Raw genomic sequence first — 24,470 nt, 5'->3', positions numbered from 1 at the left:
ATGTGTCTCTATAAAAGTCAGGAGGTTGATAAATTCTACTCCTGGCTTTTTTTCTTTGCTGGCGTTGCTGAACTTGAGTTTTCTTCAATTAATTAACCATTGGAATTAATCAACTTAATCACGAGAAGTAATAGTATTCATCCTCTAGACGATTAATAATTGGTTCTGCTGGTAGATTGAATGTCAATGTTGGGATTGCTATTGTGTATTTGTCAGTAAAAAACGTTTATCAAAGTAAAACAATGAATATTCTTGCTTGGATTGTTTTAGGTCTAATTGCTGGTGCTATAGCAAAAGCTATCTACCCTGGTCATCAAGGCGGCGGAATCTTAGCAACAATCTTATTAGGAATCATTGGTGCTTTTGTTGGTGGTAGTTTGGGTGTATTCTTCAGTACAGGAAACTTTGCACTAGCAGCTCCCACACTCAGCATTCCCGGTATTGCAGTAGCAGTTCTTGGTGCGATCGTTGCAATTTTCTTGTGGAACGCGTTAGCTAGCCGCAGTGCTTTGTAATATCTGAAATCTTGCTTAATTAATAGTAAACATCAGGGAACTCCTTTTACTATATTTTCTCCCTGAATTTATATAAAACAATAGCGCCTACCTGTATTTAGGTGGGCGCTACTATTATTTTGATAAATAACACAAATTTCTGATTATGAGCATTGGCTTTTGAGCTTGCCAATCAGAGAATTGAGATTAATCTGAGAGGGCCAACCTTGAGGAAGATTTGCAGAATTATATCCTCTGTCTTTCAACCCTTGAATAAATTGGTTGCGGATGTATGTAGTATCAAAATTCCCAAGCCCATCAAAATAAACATCAGTCAGATGAGCAGGGTCTAAAGCCATTTCACCTTTATATACTGCACCATCGTTGGAATCATCCCAACCCCAAGGTGCATTAGCAGAATTTGTACTGCAAGTAGGTGTACCAGCACCACAACCACCACTAGAATCTCCCTTAAAAGTTCCCCAGCTAGCAAAAGTCGAAGCAGAAGAACTTGATAAAGAGGCTTCATCTAATTGATGTTGCCACATTCCATTAGCAGCAAATACATCAAGCAATTGATATTGCACATACCTATCATTCCCCGAAGCAGGAAGTTCTGCTGTAGTTTCCGAAGGATAGTAAATAATCCCATCTTCACTGCTAGCACCTTCAAAATCTCCAGCATAAGGCCAAGCTTTTAGTCCATGACCTTTAGCTTCTTGAGTTGTTAATGGGTGCAGTGAACCACTGTAACTATTCATTGTCAGTGTGCCATCAATATTTTCTGCACCATTTTGTAAAGAACTACCTGTTGGGGTGTAAGAGTAAAAATCTGTATGAAATACAGTGACAACGCCCTCTAATTTACCAAAAGCTGAACCATCCTTGCGGACTATTGCTAGTAAACCCTCTAAATCATTTTCGTGTTCTTGATCAAAAGGAATATCAGTCCAGTCTTGAGGATGGAAAAAGGAATATGTAATGAACCAATGAGTACAAGTTTCAGCTACAGAATAGTAAGCATGAGCATTCAGAGGATATTGGGAAAGGTTATCCCAGTTATTCGTACCTTGCCAATCGCCATCATAATTAAATCGTGTAATGTAATCTCCACTATACTTAGTGCTATCTGTGTCTTGATAGTGAATAGGGGCATGATATAAAGCTAAAGCTAAATCAGTAGCAGATTGAGAAATTACTTTTGTATCTGTCAAAATACCAATGACTATTGCTACAAGTAGTCCAAGAGCAACAAGAAAAAGTTTTCTGAAACTCATCTAGTCTCACCTTCACTCATAAACAAGGTTCAGCATAAAAGCCTATATTTAAGAATTGGTAATGACTCAGGTTAACATTATCAACAATCTTGATTTGGCAGTAGCCAGTCTACATGGTGTTATATCGTGTTCGGTTAAAGACTTATCATTAAGACTGCAAGGGAGCAGGGGAACTCGGGGCCCCCACGACCGAAAGGGAGTGGGGATTAGGGGTGAAGGGGTGCAGGGAAGAGGATTTTAAGGTTGATGTACACATACTCCCAATTATAAGTAATAAGCGCGAACGTGATGTTAGCAGCGATCGCCTATAAACATTTTAGAAACCTTGCTCTTCAGGTGGCAGCAATCCAGACTCTTGCTTGGAGCCATTCAAAGAGGAATAGTTGCAATGGCGATCGCTCTTTGGGCGCAGCACGCTAGTACTATGTCTAAGATTCCAGAGTGCGATCGCAGCCACAACATCTGCTGGACTTTCATTTTTGACTAAACAGGGCGGATTCGACTAAATCAGACCCCAATGAGTAACAACTGGTACGAACATTTTCTGGTACTGACAATAAAGCTATATTGTGAGGATATGTAAATCCCTCTTTGAAATCAATGCAACTTTTCACAATTGTCCATGAATCTGCAATCGCTGTGGGTAAATGTTTGTCAAATCCATGATTTGTAGCATCTTGATATTCCTGTTGTAGTTTCTTCAAGGATTTTAAAAACCGCGCCTTTTGTTTGGCGTGTGATTGGCGTACGGCACAAATCTCACGAGCTGCTGCTAATGTTTCTTTCTCGTCCCAAGCTGTCACCTCTTTTACATCTGCAATACATTCATTTAGCTTGATTCGTGTGGGCTGGGAGTCGCCATCTAAATTGGGGTTTGCTGCCCAAGTCTGGATTGTACCTGAAACAAGTATGGCAATTAATATAGCCAAAAATCCCAAAATCACATTCTTGCAGACAATTTTAATCATAATTTTGCTTTTTATACCGTTGATGGTGCGATCGCCTACTTTCCTCTTTGAATGAGGTTCAGTAGTTATTCCCCCTGATAAGCAATTTTTATTACTGCTATCAGCCTTTTAGTGTCAAGTCCTGTTGACTATTTGTAACAATTTTGTTATATTACTTAACATAAGGAAACAAACAAAAGAAAAAACTATGTACACCACAGTTAATGAAGACGGCGTTCTCAACAACTATCCCACTGAACCCCAGGTATACTGCGCTGAGTACCCAGCAGTTTGGGAACAACGTAACTACGTTTTACAAGGTGCAGTTGCAGCTATATTTGTTAGTGCTTTAGTTTTGGTTGCTTTTGCAGTTAGCTAAGATTTTTAGATTTCAGTATTGGTATCTCCCATCGACAGAAAAGATTTATCACCCTCGGTAGTTAACACCGGGGTTTTTTGTTTGGGGGATTGTTCAAGTTTCCTCTAGTTGGGGAGCGATCGCACAAGCTTATATTAACGGTACTTATTACTTGTAAACCCAATATCAAAGTGCATCATTTAGCTACATATAGTGACGATATTTCTTTCCCCTTTAATGGGAACTCCATTGATATAATTTTTCCTAGAATTATCTATAGTGTTAATTTTTTGACCAGTAATAATAGTACCTACCTCTGTACTTTTAGGTTGAATTTTTGGCTGACTCGGATTTTTAGTAATATTGACTATATAAACACAATGATAATCTTCATCAGGCTGGCAATAACCTCCCAAAAAAGTTTCTGCTTGGCTAGGAGTGATGTCTTGTAGCAGTAAGTCTACATCAGTACCATGAAATTCTGAATCTATCATTTTACTCCTTATTGGTAAAAATCAAATTAGATTAAGTAACATGTGTTTTCATTTATAAAGATATTAGATAAAAATAAAATTATCCTCTAGCTATAAATAAAAGTAGACCTTTGGTAGTAGCTATCAGTTAGCTTTTGTGGCGTTGTTGAAAGAGTAATGTTTAACTTCGGAGCATCGCCCCACCCGTCAAACGAGGAAAAATTGCAATGGCGATCGCTTGCTTTAAATAGTACACTAGTACTATTTAAATTACCCAGTGCGTTCGTCGCAGACGTTGGCGCAGCCATCGTTGCTGCTCTCAACTAATTATTAGAGGATAAAGGCGATCGCGGGTAAGGAGTGCGATTGCGGCGATCGCGCTGGCTCCCCAACTGCCTCACCACGTGACTGGCTCCTAAGTTTACCTCAAAAAATAACTTTGGCACAGCAAGGGTTCCAGGAAAACAGACAAACTTCAAAAACTGTTACAACAGTTACGCGAAATACCTTGTAAACTAGGATTCCGCCTAAATGCAGAAGTTAAAAGTATAGTGAAGTGTTATTGGTCAAATGCATCGCAAGCGATCGCCTATCTCAAACAAACACTCCGAACTGGGAAAAAAATTCAAACCCCCGAAGCTGTATTTGTCGTAGCTTGAAACTCTAATGCAGGCTTTTATTTCGTGTTAGTAGATTAAGGAATACTAAATGCCTAAATGGAAATTAGTAACAGAATTTACATTTGATAGCGCCCATTACATTAAAGATTATGATGGGCCATGTGGTAGGATGCACGGACACACTTACAAAGTACGGATTGAGGCAACATCATCAAAGTTACACTCTTCACAATACTGTCCCCATGCAGTTATGGTTGCTGATTTTAAAACTTTACGCTGGGCTAAACAAGATGTGACAAAAGGGGGACTAGATCACTGTATCCTCAATGAAGTATTACCTCCTGAGTATGAAACAACAGCGGAAATGATTGCCAAATACATCTATGACGTAACTAAGAAGCAAGTGCCATCTGATGTCCAGCTAAAAATTGCAGTGTCAGAAACTCCTAATTCTTGGGTAGAGTATGAGGATGATTAAATCAAATAATCGCATTTTTGCAGCAGCTGGCTCACCATTAAACGAGATACATTTTTATATGACACAGCTATTATTGAGTCGTACAATTTTCGTCAAGTAACTTCTCCGCAGCTGCATTATAGCCTTTACTGGAGTCACTTTCAGTCTTCAAAATATAAAATCCTCCCTGCTTTCTTCCTACTACAGCAATACTTTGGTCAGCCATCTTTTGCGAGGAATGCAAGGATTTTTTTACAAGATAGAAAGGGTTATTATTTGTAAGCGATGCATTATCTAATCGCATTACATTATATTCGTTATTTAACAATTGAATGCTAAACTTTTGAAAATTACCCTTGGGAATCTGATTATCATTCTTCTTAAGCTCCATACTCACATTTTTATCAACACAAGACATATGAATATGTAATTGATCCTGATGGCGAGCTTGTTTGGAATTAATAGCTAATCCATATTGATCTCGGTATTGCACCTGAGATTTCTTTAAGGGTATGTACTCTCTGGCTTTTTCCCATGCATACTGCCAATATGGCACTGAGCCTGCTTGTGATACATTAGGGTCTTCTATACCTGTGATTTTATCAGTTGGGAGTAATAAATATTCAACTGAATTCTGACCATTTGCTACAGCGTATCTATTGCCAAGATTAACATACACACATGGGTCTGGTTTAGGAGGCTGTCCTTGCTCATTTGCAACACATTTCTGGACTTTGTGCCAGAGGTAATCTCTGCCGTTGTTACCTAATGCTTGTGAATTGGAAATAGTAGTTAAGCTCACTTCTACTAAATAAGTTAATAATATTGCTAAGAAAATTTGAGCTTGTTTCTTCATATAATTACCTTGATATTAATTGATGATTAATCAAATTAATTAACCTCTATTTTTTTGTAATCAATACTGTTGATAAAACCGTACCTCAAAAATCCAAAACTTCTAATTTGATGACAAATTTTGCTTTCCTATCACTTCAAAATATTTACAGTTCAACGTAAACCTTAATCACCAAATTTAAAGATTGTAAATCAAAAAAACATACCCCAAAAGGAATAGTCCAAAAGCTGTAAATGAAATAACTAATTTTGCTAATACTAAATATCAGAACGGCCCTTGCACTTTGGGCGTTATAACCCGCTAAACTGTTAGAGGATGTTTGAAAAGTCGTAAAGTATACTAATCTCGATTACTGCAAATTCTCAGACTTAGAAGTTGAGAAATGGCAAGAGTTCTACTGAAAAACTCGACAAGCTAAAAATAACGCGATCGCTTTACACGAGCGATCGCTCCTAGAAACCATTGATATCATGTCCGCCTAATTCAGTCATGGCAAAGTGCGATCGCATAAACCGCTATAGTAGTAGCCTGCCAAAAAGATTTTGACAGGCACAGAATTGGGTAAGGGGTAAAGGGTAAAGGTTTTTAATTTCTTTCCCTTTCCCCTTTCCCCTTTCCCCGGTCTTCACCTGTCAACATTTCCGTGGTGAACTAGTAGTAAGTCCCTTTGAAATTAAACATCTAAACTATGCGACTTATCTTAGTTGAAGATGAACCAGATTTAGGTACAGCACTTAAAGACATACTGCGTCATGAGGCGTATGTAGTTGACTGGTTTGTTGATGGTGATCAAGCATGGCAATATCTGGCAAGTGGATGGACTCAGTACACAGTGGCGATTTTTGATTGGATGCTACCAGGACTTTCAGGGCTAGAGTTGTGTAAAAGACTGCGCTTAGAAAATAATTCTTTGCCTGTATTAATGCTGACAGCCAAAGATCGGATGGAAGAAAAAATTATTGGCTTAGATAGCGGGGCAGATGACTATTTAGTAAAGCCATTTGATATGCCAGAATTGTTAGCAAGATTGCGGGCATTACAAAGGCGATGTCCTCAAATTCAACCCCGCCACCTGCAAGTAGGTTGCCTCACCCTTAATTACAGCACCCATGAAGTAATTCGTCAGTATGCCAATGGTAACAAGCTGGTCAACTCATTAACCATCAAAGAATTTCAATTGCTGGAACATTTGATGAAGCATCCTAACCAAGTTGTCACTCGAAATCAACTCATTAATCAGCTTTGGGAAATTGGGGCAGAACCCATGAGTAATGTGGTAGCAGCCCAAATTCGTTTACTCAGACGTAAACTAGAACAAGATAACAGTGAGTCTTTGATTGAAACCATTTATGGTGTAGGGTATCGTCTGAATGTGTAAAAAACTCTACACCAATTGCGCCCCTAGAGTTATTGTTTATGGCGAACGGGGAAGAGTTACCAATTCCCTATCCCCAAGTCAGTAGGCCCTTGATCCCCAGTCCTTAATTCCGAATTTTTGCTTGTGGAACGTAATGAACTGTTCTATGTAACTCGCCTACGATTAGCAGGTTGGTATGCACTAGTGATGGGCTGCATTTTAGGCGTATCTGGTCTTGGAATTTATCAAGTTGTTGCTCATGCCTATCACGAAACCATAGACGAAGGTTTAGAATCAGTAACCAAGGCACTGCATAAAAGTATTGAACCTGTTTCGGGACAACCCAAACAATTAAAGCAACTAGCTAAAGAACTTTCCTTAAATGTTTGCTTGACTCAGGCAAATTGTCTGTTATCTCAAACAGCAAAAATCCAGCATCCACTCACCGAAGTAGCAGATCCGGTTACTTACTATCTGCGCTTGTTAGATCAGTCAAAAAGACCGCTTACCATCGCGGGAGTGCAACTTGAACAATTACCTATAGCTTCACCAGAAATACATCGGCAAACACTAACAGACAAATCGGGCATACGATATCGTCAAATCAGTTTAACACTACGTACTCAATACCAGCTTACAGGCTATGTACAAGTGGGACGAAGCCTGAAAGACCTAGACCAGCATCTTGCTGCTTTGAGATTAGCTTTATTATTAGGTTGGCCTGTAACCATGATTGTCATCGCTATTTGCAGTTGGTATTTAGCAGGTCTAGCAATGCAGCCTGTTTACCGCTCTTATCAACAAATGGAACAGTTTACAGCCGATGCAGCTCATGAATTTCGTACTCCCTTAGCAGCAATGCACTCCACCATTGATGCTGCTTTTAGGTTGTATGGACAATCAGGGTCAGAGTTGCTAACTGAGCCAGTCAATAGAACTTTGCAAGTTTTGAAGCGGCAGACTGCTAGGCTGTCCAAATTGGTGGGAGATTTATTGCTGTTGGCGAGGCTAGACCAGCAACAATTGGCAGGCGAATATCAACCTTGTTGTTTGAATGATTTAATCAGCGACTTAGTTGAAGAACTGGCATTTTTAGCCACAGAAGCCCAAGTAAAGTTAATACAACAGGTGCAAAGTCCCAAAAAACTTTACGTTTTAGGCAATGAAGAACAACTTTATCGCTTAATTTCTAACTTGATGATCAATGCTATTCAAGCCACACCTAGTGAGGGACAAGTTACAGTGGCTTTAGAGCATAGTGAGCGCTGCGCCTTCATTATCGTGCAAGATACAGGAATTGGTATTGCTCCAGAACATCACAGTCAAATTTTTAACCGCTTCTACCGCATCAATAAAGACCGTTCTCGTGCTTCTGGAGGGTCTGGGTTAGGATTAGCAATTGCTAGTGCGATCGCCAGAACTCATAAAGGTAGTATTCAGCTATACAGCCAGATAAATAAAGGCAGTACGTTTACAGTCAAACTTCCTTTGCAACAGTGAACAAAAAGATGTGCAACTTAGGTGCGCTACAGCTGATCTATCATTTGGCAGATATAAATTTCATTTTAATTTCATATTTTATCGACAGACTATAAACAGGTATAAACAAAAAATATTTTTGATATTTTAGGAAACCCGTGCAACGCACTGCCTCCCCCAATACTACTCGCTTTGTGCATTTTGAACTCAGAATTTAGTTTGGGGAAAAGGTTAAAGGGGAAAAGTTAAAGGTTTTTTCTTTCCCTTTTCCCCTTCCCCTTTTCCCCTTAACCGACAAGTATTGCTGCCTCCCCTACCTGTGTCAATTGATCCTACTATTGTGCAACGCCAAAATATGTTGGTCACGGGAAAAATTCTTTGGTTAAGGCTTTCTCGTCAACTGCTTCGACCGAGGCGTTTGGCTTTCGTTGAAGCTTGCTTGATTGGTTTAGTTTCTGGACTAGCGGCAGTTCTGTTAGGACAAGCAGTAGACTGGGCAGGAGCATGGCGAGTGCATCTTTCTTATCTTTGGCCTGCCTACTTAATGCTACCAGCCATTGGACTGGTAGGGGGAGTTTTAGCTGGTTGGTTAGTAGAGCGCTTTGCACCTGAAGCATCAGGTAGTGGGATGTCCGAAGTGAAAGCGGTATTGGCTCGCGTGCCGATGCCGTTAAATCTGCGGATTGCTTTGGTAAAGCTAGTGAGCGCTACACTAGTGCTAGGTTCTGGAATGCCTTTAGGACGGGAAGGGCCAACTGTACAAATTGGGGCAGCTTTGGCAAATCAACTGAGTAACTGGGTGCCAACTTCACCAGAGCATCGGCGCCAACTCATCGCCGCCGGAGCTGGGGCTGGGTTAGCTGCGGCTTTTAATGCACCCATTGCTGGTGTACTTTTTGTAGTAGAAGAACTATTGCAAGATGTGTCAGGTATTACTCTTGGCACTGCTATTTTGGCTTCTTTTATCGCTTCAGTCATCTCCCGCCTTTATGGCAGTCACAGCTTAGATCTGAATTTGAATTTAGCAGTTACCCATACAACCTTCTTTGCTCAGGAAATCCCTTTCTATGTAATTTTGGGAATCCTAGCTGGGCTACTGGGTATTGTGTTTAATCAAGGTGTTATTGCCAGTCTAGGAATTAACCGCCGTTTGCTAAGCTTGAGTTTACCCTGGCGCATGGGAATTGCTGGCTTAGTCACTGGTGTTGTGATAGCTTTGTTGCCCGTGGCTTTTCGCAATAATGCAGGGCTGAGAGAGATTCTACTTATAAGTAATACTGGTTGGCCATTTGCAGCGATCGCTTTATTAGTCCAGTTTACCCTGATTATATTAACATACGGCTCTGGAGCGCCTGGGGGTTTGCTGGTTCCAACCCTGGCATTGGGAGCTGCCCTTGGCTACTTAGTAGGTGCTATCGAACAGAGTTTGCTGGGAATGAGTGCTGCAACAACCTACGCCCATGTAGGTATGGCTGCGTTTTTTAGCGCCGTCTCCAAAGTACCAATTACAGCAGTCATTATTGTTTTCGAGATGACAACTGATTTCAATCTAGTGCTACCACTAATGATTGTGTCTGTAATTGCTTACTTAGTAGCGGAAAAAATTGACCCTCGGTCGCTCTACGACCTGCTACTAGAGTGGAAAGGCATTCATATCACAAAAGAACCAAGCACAGAGGGGCTGTTAGCACAATTAAACGCCGCAGATGTGATGCAGCGGCGTGTGGAAACTCTCTCTAGCCAGATGAGCATTGATGAAGCAGTACAGGCATTTTCTGATTCCCACCATCGCAACTTTCCAGTTTTAGCCAATGGGAAACTTGTTGGTATAGTGACTCAGAAAGATTTAATTAATTTTTCCTCGCAACAGTTAAGTAGAAATAGAGCTATTAGCGAGATTATGACTCCAGAGCCAGTGACAGTCAGTCCCACAGCGACCTTGGCTCATGTATTGCATCTACTCAATCGTTATCACCTGGGTTGCTTGCCTGTTACAGAAGGTCGAAAGTTAGTAGGAATTATTACTCGTAGTGATATTATCCGCGTAGAAGCAGAACGGCTGAGTGGGAATACTCAACAGGTAGAACCGAAATCAGCACCTTCTTATGTAATTTATCAAACTCGCGCTCCAGCTACAGGCAAAGGCAGGTTGCTAGTACCACTTTCACATCCACAGACAGCCCAAACTTTACTAGAAATGGCAGCAGCGATCGCAAAAGATCGCAATTACGAAATAGAATGCTTACAAGTAATTATCGTTCCACCTAACCGCATTCCATCTGAAACACCAGTATCAATTGCCAAAAGCCTTCAGCTATTGCAGCAAGCAATACTGTTAGGAGAAGATTGGCGAATTCCCGTTCACACACAGATTCGAGTTGCCCATAATGTCGCTGGGGCAATTTTGGAGACTGTGAAAGAACGACACATTGACTTGGTGTTGATGGGTTGGAAAGGCAGTACATCAACTCCTGGTAGAGTTTTCAGCCGCGTGGTGGACACTGTAATTAGACAGGCAGCTTGTGATGTTGTCTTGGCTAAATTGAATCATCAAAAAGACTTTGACCGTTGGTTGCTGCCAATGGCAGGCGGCCCTAACTCTAGCCAAGCAATTCAGTTATTGCCTGCTCTTGCTTGTTTAAGTACATCGCCCCAAATCAAGTTATGCCAAGTGTTTCAGCCTAATGAATCCATTGCGGACACAGCATTACTAGAAAAATCTGTCAACTTTCTTCAACGTCGAATTAATGGTCAGGTGATGGCTATTCCAGTGCGTGCTAATTCTGTTAGTGAAGCTGTACTTGAGTGTGCCCAGCAAGACAACAGTGATGTGATTGTTCTAGGTGCTAGTCGTGAAAGTCTACTACAACAGGTAATTCAAGGAAATATTCCAGAGAATATTTCTCGCAAAAGTAATTGCACAGTTATTATGGTGCGGAGTAAAACTTGACCGGAACGGGGTGTAGGGTGTGGGGTGTAGGGGGAGAAAAATGATACAAATAATTTCTCCTCTGCTCCCTTGCACCCCTGCCCCTCTGCTTGCCTAAATGTAAATGTATCAACTTTAAAGTGAAACAGTATCAGGTTTGTTGTCCGAATCCATCTAAAATTTTATAGACTGTCACCCTCGCCTGCATGAATACTCAAATGCGCTCTAATTCTCCAAATATCTATTCAATTTTGAGTCAAACTCAACGCTTGCGAATTAGTGATGGAGAGATGAAACCCGTTTTAGATGGTTGCACCCATACTTCAAAGTTACTCGTACTTATTTGGTCGCAGTTGGGAGATTTTGATAATTTAGAATACGCTTGGTGGCTGCTCAAAGAAAAAGAACAGATCCAAGCCAGAGGAATCACAATTCGCGCTATTGGAATTGGAAACCGTAATTCTGGGATCAAGTTTTGTAAATATACGGGCTTCCCTCAAGAATGGTTGTTTGTAGATCCAATAGCTGAAATTCACGGTATCTTAGGGCTTTATCGTGGTTTATCTATACAATTACCCATGCTATCAAGCTCACAAAAAGCTTGGCTAAATTTAATGTTAATGTGTGCAGGGATTGGCAGCCCTGGAACTCTGAAGGAAGTTTTTCGAGGTTATAAAGGTGATCAAAAAGCTCCTCAGTTAATTGCTGATGAGGAAGTTGTGCGGGGTACACCTTTACCACCAATAAAAGGTTCGTTTTTCAAAGCAGCTGGAGGAAAAGGTTTTCAGCGTCCATTTGAACTAGCAACCCTGCGCCTGCGAAACATGACCGAAGTTTTGAGCAACTGGAATGTTTACGTACCAGATTCATCTTATTTGACACAACGGGGAGGAACTTTTCTATTTGATTCTCAAGGAAATTTAATCTACGAACATCGCGATCGCGGTATTCTTGGTTTTGCCGAAAATATGAGCTATCCCTTATCTTTTCTATATAAGTAATTGATTGAATCTGCTCATACTTTTTGGAGACATTTATACGTTGCCCTTCCCTCAATTACGATCATTGCGATTAGATGCCGACAATTGAATCATCTCCAAGGAAGATATACTTAACTGAACTGTATTGAATTAAAAAGTAAAAGTAGTCCGTAGAATGCCGATGGTAACGGGGTCACTCTCTGATGAATGTCCCGGTTCCAAAATATGAATTATGCCAGGAGTAATGCTGAGGTTATCTGTGACTTGGAAACGATAAAATGCTTCAATATGAGTAGTTGTTCCTGGCTGTCCTCCTGCACGTCCTAAACCTGTATTGATAAAGTCAGGCACATTGTTACCCACAGGTAAGGTACTACTAATAATTTTAGGTGGTTGTCCGATATAAATACCGCCTAAATTTCCCTTGGCAAACAAATCAGGGAAATTTGCAAACACCATATAATTCGTCGTTTCTACAGTTCCTGATTGCCCAGCTATATGTGAATTAGTATAACCTCCCCACGCACCTAAAGTTAAGCGGGGCGAAATTTGCCAATTGACGGTAGCACCAACAGCATTAGTTTGTAAGGGCGCTGATTTTCCTGTGCTGCTATTAACTGTAGTTAAGCATTCGTCACCAACAAAGGTTAGTAAACAACCATCTGAAGAATAATTATTTACATAATACAAACTAATATCAAAGGCATCAGTGGGTGTTAACAAAAATTGCACACCTGTAGTCGTGTTGCCATCAAATAAACCACTGCGTTCACCAGGATTACCAGCTTTATTACTAGTATAAATTGCTTGCAAACTGGCACGTTTTGCAAACTGCCAATCTATAGCTATCCCACCCTGTCCGTATCCCATATTTAGAATTGGATTTCTTTGAGCAAACAAAGATAATGGCCCTGTAGCACCGCTTTCTACTCGATTTGGCCCTCGGAAAGCAGTAGGCATACTCACGTTGTTTGTTCCTATCATCACTGCAAAGTTATCAGTGACTAGCCAATGATAATGCAGGTCATTGAGAATTAAGTTATCGGTGGGAAATTCATAGCCCAATATCACGTCATTGCGAGAAACGCGATCGCGTGTAACATCATTATTGTTAAATCTTGGTGCAGTCCCACCTTTACCAAATAACAGACTGGTGAATAAATAACTACGAGGGCTAAATTGACTAGTTAAACTCAGCTGGCTCAAGGATATAACATTAGCGTTTATGCCGCCATCATCTGTATCTCTTATACCATCTCTAGGATTAACATCACCACGATTGCTAGTGCGACCTTGAAAGCCAATTATATGCAGTCCAGAGAGTTTAGTTGTGGTAGAAAATTGATTGGCTGCAATTTCAGCGTTGCGGGTTTCTAAACTATCAACTCGACCCCGCAAAGTTGTTAATTCAGCAGTAAATTCTGTCTGTAATCTTTGCAAAGTTGCTAAATCTTCGCGGGTAACTAATTCTTTGCTTGGTGTAGCAACTGATATGATTTGATTGATACTATCTAAACAAGCATTCACACCAGCAGCAAATTCATACCGACTTACAGGGCGATTACCTCGATATTTCTTATCTGGATAACCAGCGATGCAACCGTAACGTTCTACTAAAGACTGCAATGCTTGGAATGCCCAATCTGTGGGTTGTACATCGTTTAGTTGTGAAACCGATGTGATTTGTGCCATCGGTTCGGTATGTGCTTGTAAAGTCTGGTCTTCAACAGAGGTAGAGTCTATTGGGGTAGATGGTGAGTTTAAATATAAATTTTGGTCTACTATGGTATCTCTATAATCTTGGGCAATGGCTTTTTGCGCGACTGCGTGAAATCCCGCAAATATTAACCATGTAAATATCCAAACTTTGCCGTTCATACGGGTCATTAATTTAGGGTTCAACTTTCTACACTCTACTCCCACACTTAAGCACGAGTGTATTCACAATCATCTAGTAATGACATGAGAAATTTTACTGAGTTTTAGCGATCAGCTGAGGAATTTACCGAATTGGTCTAGGTGAGGCGATCGCACTTTGAACAGCCTTGTTGCTAATTGTTGATTAACTACGCTTATCCCGACATCCCCGCCCACAGGCCACAGCATCGCCAAGCTTGCCTCTTGATGTTTAAGCTATGAACAGTTAACCTTAATCTGTTGTGAGTGATTTAGAACAAGCACATAGTTAGCCCCAGTCCCATCTCCCTCGAAAAAAAATCGCTCTCAACACGACTTTTAATCGAGTTACGGCATATCACCGTATAGAGGTGATGGTATCCAGTACTCTGGACGACCATTGTTTTGAATCACTTCGTCAAAGATTTTGATGAGCCAGTCCTCAAAAGAGTTAGCAATTATGTGTTCTGCTTGCCACTCTTCAAACGAACAATCATGCTGACAATCAAGTACTTTGTATTCTGAATTGGCATAAGTTGTGATATCAAAACTACAAAAATCACCTGTAGCTATATAGCCTAAATAACAAAAAGCAATATACTTTTTCTCGCTATCTTTCTCAACGTAGACCTGATCTTGATCTTGATTAAATGGAACAATAGTACTTGTGCTATGAATCAAAATTCCACTATCAGCTAACCAGGGCAAAGTAATTTCAAATCTCGGCTGTTCGCTGCAAAAAACATTTGCCCCATTGCTAAATTTCAAAAATTCCTTGTAACTATGAGGCAGAATAAATCCTAGTTCTGCCTCACATCGCTGGATTTCAGCTTGACTAGCAGGAGGGTTGAATTTAAACCCTAATTCAATGTTTTGCTTGTCTAATATTTGTTGTGCCTGCTCAACTTTTTGTGGGAGCCATGTATACATAAGTCACTCCAGTAGCTATTTAGGCATAATTCCCGACAAAAAGGCGATCGCCGCTATGAGGCTATTAGTTCTCACCTACCATTTAGGAGCGAAAACACTTCTGTCCTCTGTGTTTTTTGTAAATGCTTTTTTAACTAATTTTAATTTTTAAATATTCTTTTACACTCAGTAAATCTACTATTGCCCTACATTATTCAAGTAATTCTTCACGAAAAGCGGCTTTGGTAATGGGTAATAGGTAATGGGTAATGGGCCAATTACCTATTACCAAATTCCTCGTCCCCTTGTGGACGAGAAATTTTAATTCTGCCTTTTGTCTTGTCTTGTAAAGATTTTAGACAACGTTTGCGAGCGCGTGTATAAAAGAAACAATCTTTGGACTGACTGAGAACTAACATGGCACATCGCTCGCGCAAGCTGACGCCAAAATTTTTTAAACGCAATCAGCCTCGTACAGGTACGGTTAAACGTATTTCCTCAAAAAAACGGGAAAAACCCCAAAAGAAAGGTTGGCTATCTTCATCACTAGTATTAGTAATTTTACTGAGCAGTCTTGGCTTAGTTATGGCTTTTGCCTGGTTTAGTATTTTGTTCATGTTTAATCCAGAAAAAATAGGTTGGTTGAATAAATTTTTACCAGGATGGGCGCAAATCCCACTGGGCTATAGTGAACCTCCTCAAACGCTGCAACAAATTAAAGACAAGCTGAGTCAACAAAAACAAATAGCTGGCACAACTCTACCTTTGGATGATCAGGAAAACTCGTTCTTATTGCCAGTTATTCAGCAGCGTGCTAATTGTCAATCTAATTGTCAAGAAGTTGTGGAACTGAGGGTTTATCAGCGTTCAACAGATTCAGAAGTGCAATCACAGCCAGAAAAATACTTTCGTTTGGCGCATTATCTACCTGTAACTGGGCCGGAAGAATATGAAGCGATCGCTCCTTTGAATGCTGTAACATCAGAAAGCCACGATAGCAACATTACCCTACCTTTAAATGAAGTCAAACGTGTAGAAGGTGATGGACAATCATCAGGGGTTTGGTTTGATTTGCGGGGTCATCGCCAACAAGGAATTTATGCGATCGCCTACGGTGAGATTGTGTACTACAATCCAGAACGCACTAACCTACAACAAATGTTGTCTTGGACAAGCCCCACTGGACAATTGCCCAAATGGCAACAAGTGACTGGCGATGGTGCTAAAGAATTAGTTATTGATCAAACTGTAGGTTTGGAACCGCAGTTAAATGTTTACCAAGTCAAATCAGTTAAACTGTACCTCAAGCCAATTCAACTAGAAGCAATTTCCCTCAAACCTCCAGCTTTTAAGAATTCTGCTTACGAAAATGCTTTGTCAATTGCTCGCAGTGGCTTGTGGACACCAGCTTTTCAATGGTTACAATTTATCCAGAAACAGCATAAAAAAACTTTACCAGCAGCAGCCCAAGCCCAAATTGATGTGATTCGCTTACACGCCCAATTGAGTAAAGCCCAAGCAGAGAAAACTTGGGCCAGTCCTGGTCAACAAGCCCTAGCAGAGTTGATTGATGGTCGCTGGGAAAAAGCTTTACAAGTGTTTGCAGCATCACCTGAAAATACACAGGAAATTGCTAGTCTATTGAAAGCAGATACTGGGCGCTTGTGGAATCGTACAGTAGCAGCGTTGCAGGTGAAGCCGGATAGACCAGAGGTGCAAGCTTGGGCTGCTTTGATTTTGGCAAGTAAACATGGAGAAGAACGTGCCAATTCTTGGTTAAAGGAGCAACCAAAAATTACACAGGCTACCCTTGTCTATATTCAAGGTCTGTTAAAAACCCTCAAGGGTGATGCGGCAAAGTTACAAAACTCTTCTAAGCACCCCAGCCTGATTGTAGGTGGCGTGCAACCCATCTCTCAAGTTAAGTCTGACGAGTGGCTACCAGCAAACCCCAAAGCAGACATCAAACTCACAAATAACCAAGTTTGGTATCAGGTACAAGTCAGTGCATTTCATGACGGTAAACGCTGGCTAAATTCACCTTTTACAAATTTGCCAGTACCCAAAAATGCCCCAGCGAAATATCTATGGGAAACTTTGGGAATTAATTCCGACCCTATCATCCAGATAACTGTTTGGCTACCAAATGGTGAACAGCAAGCAACTACTGCCACTATCAAAGGGGTGCAACTACAAAATGGAGTGCTGCGGCTGTTAGCTGCGGGAGAATTGATTTCCCCTTCCCCTTCCCCTTCCCCTTCTCCACGATCTTTAGCTTTAACAAATAATGCATTGGAATGGGTGCAGCCATCTCCTATAACTCTTGCAGAACTTTATCAAAAAGACCCACGAGTAGTAGAAAATATGTTACCGATTGTGTGGCGTTCTCTACAACAATCAGGTCAGCTTGCAAATGGTGAGGTTCCTAAGTTCTCGCAGATTCAAGACCAAATAAGTGATTGGCCCGTTCAGCTAATTGACTTAACAAATGATAATAAGCCGGAAACCGTGCTAACTATCTCACCACAAGCTATAGCATCTTTAAAAAATTTAACATTGACAAATCAGGAAAGTGATAAAACTGCTTACCTTTCCTGCACCTTAATTTTGTCTGATAGTGGTAAGGTGATCTACACTGATTTTCAAAAAAATTCACAACAAGCACTGACAGCGATCGCCAAGATTTTAGGTGATAGCTCTCTAGCCTTGCTAGTGGAAGATAGCAATAATTATAGTCTCAAGCGCTGGTCTGTTAAAAATCAGCGCTTTGAATAGTAGCTGCTTGCTAAAATTCAGACCATAGAAGTACAGCGATGGCTGCGCCAATGCCAAGGGCGAACGCTAGCCAAGGAACTAACTTACTCTTCTTGTGCGGTAGCGGCTTGCCGTTGCTCCTTCAGGTTTTGCAATTGCTCCAACAATGAGTCCACTTCTGCTTGCAAACATCTCAACTTGAGTTGCTGATCGTCTTGGTAACAAGATTTGCTCAAATCTTTTACCCAAAGAGTTTGGGATTGGTGTTCGGAAACACTAGATGAAGAATAAGTAGGCATTGCTCAATAATCCACAAATTAACTCACACCTTTAGTAAATAATATAATAATGTAAGTTTAAGATTTGTTAAATGATTGTATATTTTCAATCACTTACGCTAATACATTACTGGTGTTTTAATAAGTGACCGCGATTGTCTAGGTTGTGTTCCGCAGGGGTGCAGGGGGGATGGGCTTTCAATGGCATCAACTTCCCCGCCAACGCTGACTTGCCGGCAGTCCGCGATGTCTAGCAAAAAGCCGCTACTCTTCTCCTTCGGAGACGCTAACGCGAACGAGAAGGCTTCGCCAACGCGTCTACGCTCGTCGCACTGGTAATCGCATCTGAACACTTACCCGAAATAACTAGCATCTTCAACATTCTCATGCACTGAAGCGCTTCATCAGTCGTGTTCGTCAGCGTGTCGAAGGTGTTTTTCACGAAAAATCTGATACAAATTTTTTCTCCTCTGCCCCCCTGCCCCTCTGCTTGCCTAAATGTATCAACTTTAAAGTGAAACGGTATTACTCCCCTCTCCTTGTAGGAGAGGGGCTGGGGGAGAGGTCAAAACTAGCACTTGTCGAACTCACGTTAAAATTACACAACCTTTATGAAGGTTGGAAGCTTGCTAGAGAGACTTAACGGGAAAAGTCAGATTAGTGATGAGGCATTTGAGGCTTTAGTTCGCTATGCTTGTTCTATTTTTAGAGAAAATGAATTAGAACAAAGAGTGCAAGTTGCTTTTGAGCAGAAGTTTATGGATTTTTGGGAATCAAAATTATCTTATGCACTAGAGAAATATATTAATACGAAGTGAAAGAATATCTGAAAATTTAACTAGGTCTGTATTGTTGATATTAGAGTTATATGTCTAATCCAGAAGATGAAACAAATAAAGATTTAGAGACTTTAAAAGAAAATCAAGATAGTGAAAATGAATATTGAATAGAAAAATTACCTGAATAATTAGAAAATCTTCCACCACAAATCAAGAGATAAATAAGAACTTTTCTTTCTATGGGGCGCTTATCTACCTCTTCGATTTCGCCACTTTTAGATAAAGATGTAGCGGTTTATCAGGATATTCTCAGAATCCTTATAATATTTGGTGGGGGATTTGGCAGCGGTATGGGTTTTCAGAAATACTTAGACCGTAAAAATAAATAAATTAGGGATATATAGCAATCCGATTTGATTTCTGAATCACTCGTAGAGTTAAGGGACTGGGAAGAAGGAATAAAGGTGTACTGAGTTTTGTTCAAAAATCAAATATGAGTCCTATAGAGGTATAGTGATTATAACTTTACATAAGTTATAAAATTTTTAGTAGCTATGTCAGTTAAAGTTGGAGACACTGCACCTGATTTCACTCTACCTGCCCAAAATGGCTCAACTGTGAGTTTGAGAGATTTTCGGGGCAAACAAGCCGTTGTCCTGTACTTTTATCCCAAGGACGACACCCCAGGATGTACAGCGGAATCCTGCGCTTTCCGCGATCAGTATGAAGTGTTTAAAAATGCTGGCGCTGAAGTAATTGGCGTCAGTGGCGACTCCAGCGAATCGCACCAGCGATTTGCTGCGAAGTACAATCTCCCTTTTACCCTCTTGAGTGACAAGGGCGACCAAGTGCGGAAGCTATATGGCGCAACAGCAGCTTTTGGTTTGTTCCCTGGTCGCGTGACTTACGTTATTGACCAGCAGGGAGTTGTGCAATACGTGTTTGATTCCATGTTCAACTTTAATGGTCACGTTGAAGAAGCCTTAAAAACCTTGAAACAGCTTGCAGCAAGGTGAGGAGTTAGGAGTTAGGAGTTGGGAGTTAGGAGTTAGGAGTTATTTCTCCCCTATCTCCCTCATCTCCCTCATCTCCCTCATCTCCCTACTCCCCAGTCACTATTTATTCGAGTGCAACTTGTCCGGTATGACAACATGGGTATGGGCTGATTTGCCATTCTTGCCGTTGGTATGACCGTTACTGTTACGGGGTTGAATTACACCATAACCGCCGTGGTTGCGTTCGTATATTACGTTAATTTCTCCAGTTTCCGCATTGCGGAACATATAAAAGTCATGTCCCACCAGTTGCAGTTGTTCTAAAGCTTCTGCAAGGGTCATTGGGGGCATAGAAAAATATTTGGTACGGACGACTTCGTTGGGTAATTCGGGAGTGCGATCGCCAATTAAATCTGCTGCTACTGGTTCTGGAACTAATGCTTCGTTAGTTGGTTGGGCTTGAGTTTTCTTATCTTGTCGCCTTTCTTTATATTTACGCAGTTGACGAGCAATTTTATCTGCTACTAAGTCAATGCTGGCGTATAAGTTTTCACTGCTTTCCTCGGCACGGATGACACTACCATTGGCATAAATAGTTACTTCAGCCGCTTGCTTGGGATTGATTCGGGGATTACGGGCTACGCTTAGGTGGACATCCACTTCGTTTGTAATGTTCTGAAAGTGACTAACTGCTTTTTCAATCTTTTGGTGTACGTAATCCCGAATTGCTTCAGTAATTTCAATATTTTTGCCGTGGATGACAAGCTTCATGTAAACTCTCCCGCTCAATATTTAAAGTGAATTTGTTTTGTATGAAAAGAAGCTGCGGTCAGATATATAACTACCGCCAAAACAAATCGTGATCTATTTTGATATACTGTTGCACTTCCTCTAACTTGGCTGTATCTAAGTTGTTATCAAACATACCCTTGATCGACCTCCCAATTTTATCTGCGCTGGTTTCCAACTGGTTCTAAGGCAATGGGATGGCACACAGAACTATCGAGTAATGCAGTCTCAGCAATAGTTCCTATGACTGTTGTCTTCGTCAAAACAACGTTTACACAACTGTCAGTGGTTATTCCTTTTATATTCCAGGAGATTTGTTTGCTGTTGATAGATAACACAAGTTTTTGTGGAAGTTTTATCCGGTTTGAAATGCAAACAGTTGATTAGAGCTATCAGCCAATGTATTTATTCTTATTGTCTGGCGTGATGCTGCTTGTAGAGAATTCCTCCCAACACCTATTAAGGTTATATATTCAAACTAGCACTTTGTATTTTCTAATGCAGGTTCCGTTGATGTTCCTTTAAAATCCTTTGCATAGCTTGACAATTGTTGATTCCAGTCTTGCAAGTTGAAATATATTTGGTCAATAACCCAGTTGATTTTTGGCATGATCCGTAGTAATAGCCCAACCCATAACCGCTGTTTGTTATATAACACTGGATTAATGCCATACTTGGATGCTCATAGATGGCAGCGATCGCTACTCACTGAACGCATTCATAACCCTAGTCTAGATGATGTGTTAATCTTGCTGGAGCATCCACCAGTCTACACTTTGGGGCAAGGAAGCAATCCAGAATTTATCAAATTTCCTCTTGACAAAAGTAACTTTGAAGTGCATAAAATCGAACGTGGCGGCGAAGTTACTTACCATTGTCCCGGTCAACTGGTAGGGTATCCGATTTTAAATCTGCAACGTTATCAAAAAGATTTGCATTGGTACTTGCGGCAACTTGAAGAAGTATTAATTCGTGTACTGGCAGTTTACGGGTTACAAGGCTCACGCATTCCGTCTTTGACTGGTGTTTGGTTAGACGGACGGAAAGTTGCTGCTATTGGCATTAAAGTCAGTCGTTGGATTACGATGCACGGTTTTGCATTAAATGTTTGTCCTGATATGACAGGCTTTGAACGCATTGTCCCCTGCGGTATTGCTGATAAACCTGTGGGGAGTTTAGCCCAATGGATTCCGGGTATCACTTGTACTGAGGTACGTTCTGTTGTCGCCAAGTGCTTTGCTGAGGTGTTTGGTGTGGAATTAGAAGAAAAAGTGCTGAGTGCTGAGTGCTGAGTGCTGAGTTAGGAGTTAGGAGTTAGGAGTTAGGAGTTAGGAGTTAGGAGTTAGGAGTTATTCTCTTTGTCTCCCTCATCTCCCTCATCCCCCCTGCACCCCTGCTCCCCTGCGGTAAGATTTTTAACGAACCGCCAAGGCGCAGAGGGCGCAGAGAGGGAAGAGGGATGAAGGCTGGATTTGTTGTGAGTTGGTTGCGGTTGTGTGTGGTTGTGGGTTTGAGTTGTTTGTTGTTGGCTGGCTGTGGGGTGAATTCTGGTGTGGGAAAGACTTTGCGGGTTGCTACTGAACCGGCGTTTCCACCTTTTGAGTTTCGAGGTCAAGGTGGTGAGTTGCAGGGTTTTTCTATTGATTTGATGAATGCGATCGCTACTGCTGCTAGTTTTAAGGTGGATTTTCAAAGTTTGCCTTTTGATGGCATTATCCCAGCTTTGCAAGCGAAAACGGTTGATGCAGCCATTAGTTCGATTACTATTACCCAGGAGAGGGCGAAGACTATTGCTTTTTCTCGTCCTTATTTTAAGGCGGGGTTGGCGATCGCTATTCGGGCAGATAATCAAGCTATCACTAACTTTGATAGTCTCAAAAATAAAAAAATTGCAGTGCAACTTGGTACAACTGGTGCCGAAAAGGCTAAGAGTGTTCCCGGTGTACAAATTCGGAGTTTTGATTCTGCACCTCTAGCCCTTCAGGAATTAGCTAATGGTAATGTGGATGCGGTTATTAATGATGCACCTGTAACTTTATATGCAATTAATACAGGTAATCTCAAGGGTATTAAGGTAGTGCAGCAATTGCTGACGGAGGAGTTTTATGGCATTGCTACAGCTAAAAATTCTCCCAATTTGGCATTAATTAATAATGGTTTGGATAAAGTTCTCAAAAAGGGCACTTATTCTCAAATTTACCAAAAATGGTTTAAAGCTGAACCGCCATCATTACCAACTAAATCACCTTTTGAGAACCAGGCTGGTGCTGGTTTATCTGGGATATCCGCGTCAATTAATGTGATTGTGCAGGCTTTCCCCGTTTTATTACTGGGGGCGTTGGTAACGCTGCAATTGACGATTTTTTCTGTGGTGCTGGGTATGATTGGGGGTTCCCTCATTGGCATTGTACGCCTTTCTCGGATTGCACCTGTGCGTTGGGCAGCGAGGGCTTATGTGGATTTTTTCCGGGGAACACCTTTGCTAGTGCAAATTTTTATGATTTACTTTGGTTTACCTGCGATCGCTCAACAACTCGGTTTCACTTTTAACTTTGATCGTCTCACAGCTGGGGTAGTTGCTTTAAGTTTGAATAGCGCTGCATATATTGCCGAAGTTGTCCGCGCTGGGATTCAATCAATTGAAGTAGGACAAACGGAGGCTGCACAGTCACTAGGTTTAAGTCCTCTGCAAACTATGCGCTTGGTGATTTTTCCCCAAGCTATCCGCCGGATGATACCGCCTTTAGGTAATGAGTTTATCAGTTTATTGAAAGACACTAGCTTAGTTGCAATTATCGGGTTTGAAGAATTGTTCCGCAAAGGACAGTTAATTGTGGCGGAAAACTATCGTGCTTTTGAAATTTACGCGGCTGTGGCTTTGGTGTATTTGTGTTTGACGTTGCTTTCTTCTCAAGCATTTAGTCGCATAGAAGTGTGGATGAATCCGATTAAACGGTACAAGAAACAAAATTAGGAAACTCTAAGAAAATAGCCGTAGTCGCATAGGTTAGTACAATGTTTATTGCTCAAAGCCGTGAAATAACTGGGTTTATACTCAGCACTCAGCAGTAGAGACGATTCGGCGAATCGTCTCTACTCAGCACTACTGAAGCTTTATATACCTTTACAAATCGAGTTTGTTTTCTGGAGTCAGTGAGGTAAACACGTTAGTGTGAAGTTGCTGATTTATGAGGCAAGGGGGCGATCGCGCAAATGTAGATAATCAAGAGTGCCTATTACATTGTTTAAAGTTATGTAGCCTTTTGAGTACAGCCCATCTGCCACTGCGGTAAACTATGCCTTGATTATGATTCTTTCGCAGAGAAGAACACTCGAAAGGAGCCGTTTTTTCATGTCTCATACCGTAAAAATCTACGATACCTGCATTGGTTGCACCCAATGCGTCCGCGCTTGCCCCACTGACGTACTGGAGATGGTTCCTTGGGATGGCTGTAAAGCTGCTCAAATTGCCTCTTCACCCCGCACAGAAGACTGCGTAGGATGCAAGCGTTGTGAAACTGCTTGCCCCACCGACTTCTTGAGCATTCGGGTTTACCTGGGGGCTGAAACGACTCGCAGTATGGGTCTGGCTTACTAAGAAATCTCCTTCACGATTTCTCACTTAGCCCACTGTTAGGTGTCTCCATAGCAAGCTACTTTAGCATCGCCAAGAGGAGATAGGGGGACAAGGAGATGAGGGGGATGAAGAGGATGAGGGAGATGAGGAGGATTTTATTTTTCTGTCTTCCTCATCTCCCTCATCCTCTTCATCCCCCTCATCTCCTTGTCCCCCTATCTCCTCTTGGCGATGCTAAAGTAGCTTGCTATGGAGACACCTAACAG

General features: G+C 41.2%; 25 protein-coding genes. 15 read left to right on the top strand and 10 right to left on the bottom strand.

Annotated features, from left to right (window positions below; all coding sequences use genetic code 11):
- Positions 1 to 242 precede the first annotated feature (242 nt).
- The gene (locus I8748_RS20685) at positions 243 to 515 is read left to right on the top strand and encodes a GlsB/YeaQ/YmgE family stress response membrane protein (protein WP_198126437.1); all 273 of its coding nucleotides are present in this window, start codon (positions 243 to 245) and stop codon (positions 513 to 515) included.
- 143 nt (positions 516 to 658) lie between these two features.
- Here the strand turns inward: I8748_RS20685 and I8748_RS20680 are convergent, their stop codons facing one another.
- The gene (locus I8748_RS20680) at positions 659 to 1,771 is read right to left on the bottom strand and encodes a hypothetical protein (protein WP_198126436.1); all 1,113 of its coding nucleotides are present in this window, start codon (positions 1,769 to 1,771) and stop codon (positions 659 to 661) included.
- A 355-nt stretch (positions 1,772 to 2,126) separates the two neighbouring features.
- Here I8748_RS20680 and I8748_RS35775 point away from each other — a divergent pair, with 355 nt between their 5' ends.
- Positions 2,127 to 2,258: a hypothetical protein gene (locus tag I8748_RS35775; protein WP_263976195.1), complete on the top strand. Its 132-nt coding sequence runs from the start codon at positions 2,127 to 2,129 to the stop codon at positions 2,256 to 2,258.
- On the opposite strand, the gene I8748_RS20675 is transcribed toward I8748_RS35775, so the two are convergent.
- Positions 2,245 to 2,739 carry a hypothetical protein gene (locus tag I8748_RS20675; protein WP_198126435.1) on the bottom strand — a complete coding sequence of 165 codons (495 nt, stop codon included), beginning with the start codon at positions 2,737 to 2,739 and terminating at the stop codon, positions 2,245 to 2,247. The genes I8748_RS35775 and I8748_RS20675 overlap by 14 nt on opposite strands.
- A gap of 187 nt (positions 2,740 to 2,926) precedes the next feature.
- Between I8748_RS20675 and psb34 the strand changes: the two genes are divergently transcribed.
- On the top strand, positions 2,927 to 3,097 hold the full coding sequence (gene psb34 / locus I8748_RS20670; protein ID WP_198126434.1) for a photosystem II assembly protein Psb34: 171 nt from the start codon (positions 2,927 to 2,929) through the stop codon (positions 3,095 to 3,097).
- A 179-nt stretch (positions 3,098 to 3,276) separates the two neighbouring features.
- On the opposite strand, the gene I8748_RS20665 is transcribed toward psb34, so the two are convergent.
- The 3 genes from I8748_RS20665 to I8748_RS35770 all read right to left on the bottom strand — a co-directional run bounded on the left by I8748_RS20665 (position 3,277) and on the right by I8748_RS35770 (position 3,995).
- On the bottom strand, positions 3,277 to 3,570 hold the full coding sequence (locus I8748_RS20665) for a hypothetical protein (protein WP_198126433.1): 294 nt from the start codon (positions 3,568 to 3,570) through the stop codon (positions 3,277 to 3,279).
- A gap of 86 nt (positions 3,571 to 3,656) precedes the next feature.
- Positions 3,657 to 3,857: a hypothetical protein gene (locus I8748_RS34690; RefSeq protein ID WP_214662682.1), complete on the bottom strand. Its 201-nt coding sequence runs from the start codon at positions 3,855 to 3,857 to the stop codon at positions 3,657 to 3,659.
- Positions 3,858 to 3,872: 15 nt separating this feature from the next.
- Positions 3,873 to 3,995, bottom strand: a complete 123-nt coding sequence (locus I8748_RS35770; RefSeq protein WP_263976191.1) for a hypothetical protein — start codon at positions 3,993 to 3,995, stop codon at positions 3,873 to 3,875.
- 262 nt (positions 3,996 to 4,257) lie between these two features.
- Between I8748_RS35770 and I8748_RS20655 the strand changes: the two genes are divergently transcribed.
- Positions 4,258 to 4,647, top strand: coding sequence for a 6-pyruvoyl trahydropterin synthase family protein (locus I8748_RS20655; RefSeq protein WP_198126431.1), 390 nt, complete (start codon positions 4,258 to 4,260; stop codon positions 4,645 to 4,647).
- Positions 4,648 to 4,717: 70 nt separating this feature from the next.
- On the opposite strand, the gene I8748_RS20650 is transcribed toward I8748_RS20655, so the two are convergent.
- Complete coding sequence (locus tag I8748_RS20650) at positions 4,718 to 5,482, bottom strand: CDP-diacylglycerol diphosphatase (protein WP_198126430.1); 765 nt, start codon at positions 5,480 to 5,482, stop codon at positions 4,718 to 4,720.
- Positions 5,483 to 6,170: 688 nt separating this feature from the next.
- Between I8748_RS20650 and rppA the strand changes: the two genes are divergently transcribed.
- The 4 genes from rppA (at position 6,171) to I8748_RS20630 (ending at position 12,248) form a co-directional block, all read left to right on the top strand.
- A complete protein-coding gene (gene rppA / locus I8748_RS20645) occupies positions 6,171 to 6,860 on the top strand; it encodes a two-component system response regulator RppA (protein WP_198126429.1) in 690 nt (229 codons plus the stop codon).
- Positions 6,861 to 6,983: 123 nt separating this feature from the next.
- On the top strand, positions 6,984 to 8,339 hold the full coding sequence (rppB, locus tag I8748_RS20640) for a two-component system sensor histidine kinase RppB (RefSeq protein WP_198126428.1): 1,356 nt from the start codon (positions 6,984 to 6,986) through the stop codon (positions 8,337 to 8,339).
- A gap of 334 nt (positions 8,340 to 8,673) precedes the next feature.
- Entirely contained in the window at positions 8,674 to 11,268 is a 2,595-nt protein-coding gene (locus I8748_RS20635) for a chloride channel protein (protein WP_198126452.1), read from the top strand.
- A gap of 185 nt (positions 11,269 to 11,453) precedes the next feature.
- On the top strand, positions 11,454 to 12,248 hold the full coding sequence (locus I8748_RS20630) for a peroxiredoxin-like family protein (protein ID WP_198126427.1): 795 nt from the start codon (positions 11,454 to 11,456) through the stop codon (positions 12,246 to 12,248).
- A gap of 129 nt (positions 12,249 to 12,377) precedes the next feature.
- Here the strand turns inward: I8748_RS20630 and I8748_RS20625 are convergent, their stop codons facing one another.
- Positions 12,378 to 14,114 (bottom strand): iron uptake porin, encoded by a 1,737-nt coding sequence (locus I8748_RS20625; RefSeq protein ID WP_198126426.1) that lies wholly within the window; start codon positions 14,112 to 14,114, stop codon positions 12,378 to 12,380.
- A 357-nt stretch (positions 14,115 to 14,471) separates the two neighbouring features.
- A complete protein-coding gene (locus I8748_RS20620; protein ID WP_198126425.1) occupies positions 14,472 to 15,053 on the bottom strand; it encodes an SMI1/KNR4 family protein in 582 nt (193 codons plus the stop codon).
- Positions 15,054 to 15,449: 396 nt separating this feature from the next.
- Here I8748_RS20620 and I8748_RS20615 point away from each other — a divergent pair, with 396 nt between their 5' ends.
- Positions 15,450 to 17,807: a hypothetical protein gene (locus I8748_RS20615; RefSeq protein ID WP_198126424.1), complete on the top strand. Its 2,358-nt coding sequence runs from the start codon at positions 15,450 to 15,452 to the stop codon at positions 17,805 to 17,807.
- A gap of 83 nt (positions 17,808 to 17,890) precedes the next feature.
- Here I8748_RS20615 and I8748_RS20610 read toward each other — a convergent pair whose 3' ends face one another.
- Complete coding sequence (locus I8748_RS20610; protein ID WP_198126423.1) at positions 17,891 to 18,085, bottom strand: hypothetical protein; 195 nt, start codon at positions 18,083 to 18,085, stop codon at positions 17,891 to 17,893.
- Positions 18,086 to 18,675: 590 nt separating this feature from the next.
- On the opposite strand from I8748_RS20610, the gene I8748_RS20605 reads away from it, so the two are divergent.
- The 3 genes from I8748_RS20605 to I8748_RS20600 all read left to right on the top strand — a co-directional run bounded on the left by I8748_RS20605 (position 18,676) and on the right by I8748_RS20600 (position 19,859).
- Complete coding sequence (locus I8748_RS20605; protein ID WP_198126422.1) at positions 18,676 to 18,882, top strand: hypothetical protein; 207 nt, start codon at positions 18,676 to 18,678, stop codon at positions 18,880 to 18,882.
- A gap of 200 nt (positions 18,883 to 19,082) precedes the next feature.
- Positions 19,083 to 19,232 carry a hypothetical protein gene (locus I8748_RS35235; RefSeq protein ID WP_225896490.1) on the top strand — a complete coding sequence of 50 codons (150 nt, stop codon included), beginning with the start codon at positions 19,083 to 19,085 and terminating at the stop codon, positions 19,230 to 19,232.
- Between the two features lie 165 nt (positions 19,233 to 19,397).
- Positions 19,398 to 19,859: a peroxiredoxin gene (locus tag I8748_RS20600; protein ID WP_198126421.1), complete on the top strand. Its 462-nt coding sequence runs from the start codon at positions 19,398 to 19,400 to the stop codon at positions 19,857 to 19,859.
- A 99-nt stretch (positions 19,860 to 19,958) separates the two neighbouring features.
- On the opposite strand, the gene hpf is transcribed toward I8748_RS20600, so the two are convergent.
- Positions 19,959 to 20,609 carry a ribosome hibernation-promoting factor, HPF/YfiA family gene (gene hpf, locus I8748_RS20595; protein ID WP_198126420.1) on the bottom strand — a complete coding sequence of 217 codons (651 nt, stop codon included), beginning with the start codon at positions 20,607 to 20,609 and terminating at the stop codon, positions 19,959 to 19,961.
- Positions 20,610 to 21,235: 626 nt separating this feature from the next.
- Between hpf and lipB the strand changes: the two genes are divergently transcribed.
- From lipB to psaC, 3 genes are all read left to right on the top strand, one after another.
- Positions 21,236 to 21,919, top strand: coding sequence for a lipoyl(octanoyl) transferase LipB (gene lipB, locus I8748_RS20590; RefSeq protein ID WP_198126419.1), 684 nt, complete (start codon positions 21,236 to 21,238; stop codon positions 21,917 to 21,919).
- A gap of 167 nt (positions 21,920 to 22,086) precedes the next feature.
- On the top strand, positions 22,087 to 23,601 hold the full coding sequence (locus tag I8748_RS20585; RefSeq protein ID WP_198126418.1) for an ABC transporter permease subunit: 1,515 nt from the start codon (positions 22,087 to 22,089) through the stop codon (positions 23,599 to 23,601).
- Between the two features lie 378 nt (positions 23,602 to 23,979).
- Positions 23,980 to 24,225 carry a photosystem I iron-sulfur center protein PsaC gene (gene psaC / locus I8748_RS20580; protein ID WP_012411495.1) on the top strand — a complete coding sequence of 82 codons (246 nt, stop codon included), beginning with the start codon at positions 23,980 to 23,982 and terminating at the stop codon, positions 24,223 to 24,225.
- Positions 24,226 to 24,470: the final 245 nt, after the last annotated feature.

It is taken from the genome of Amazonocrinis nigriterrae CENA67, from assembly GCF_016056305.1.
Classification (GTDB): domain Bacteria; phylum Cyanobacteriota; class Cyanobacteriia; order Cyanobacteriales; family Nostocaceae; genus Amazonocrinis; species Amazonocrinis nigriterrae.
This window is presented reverse-complemented; position numbering and strand designations above follow the sequence as displayed.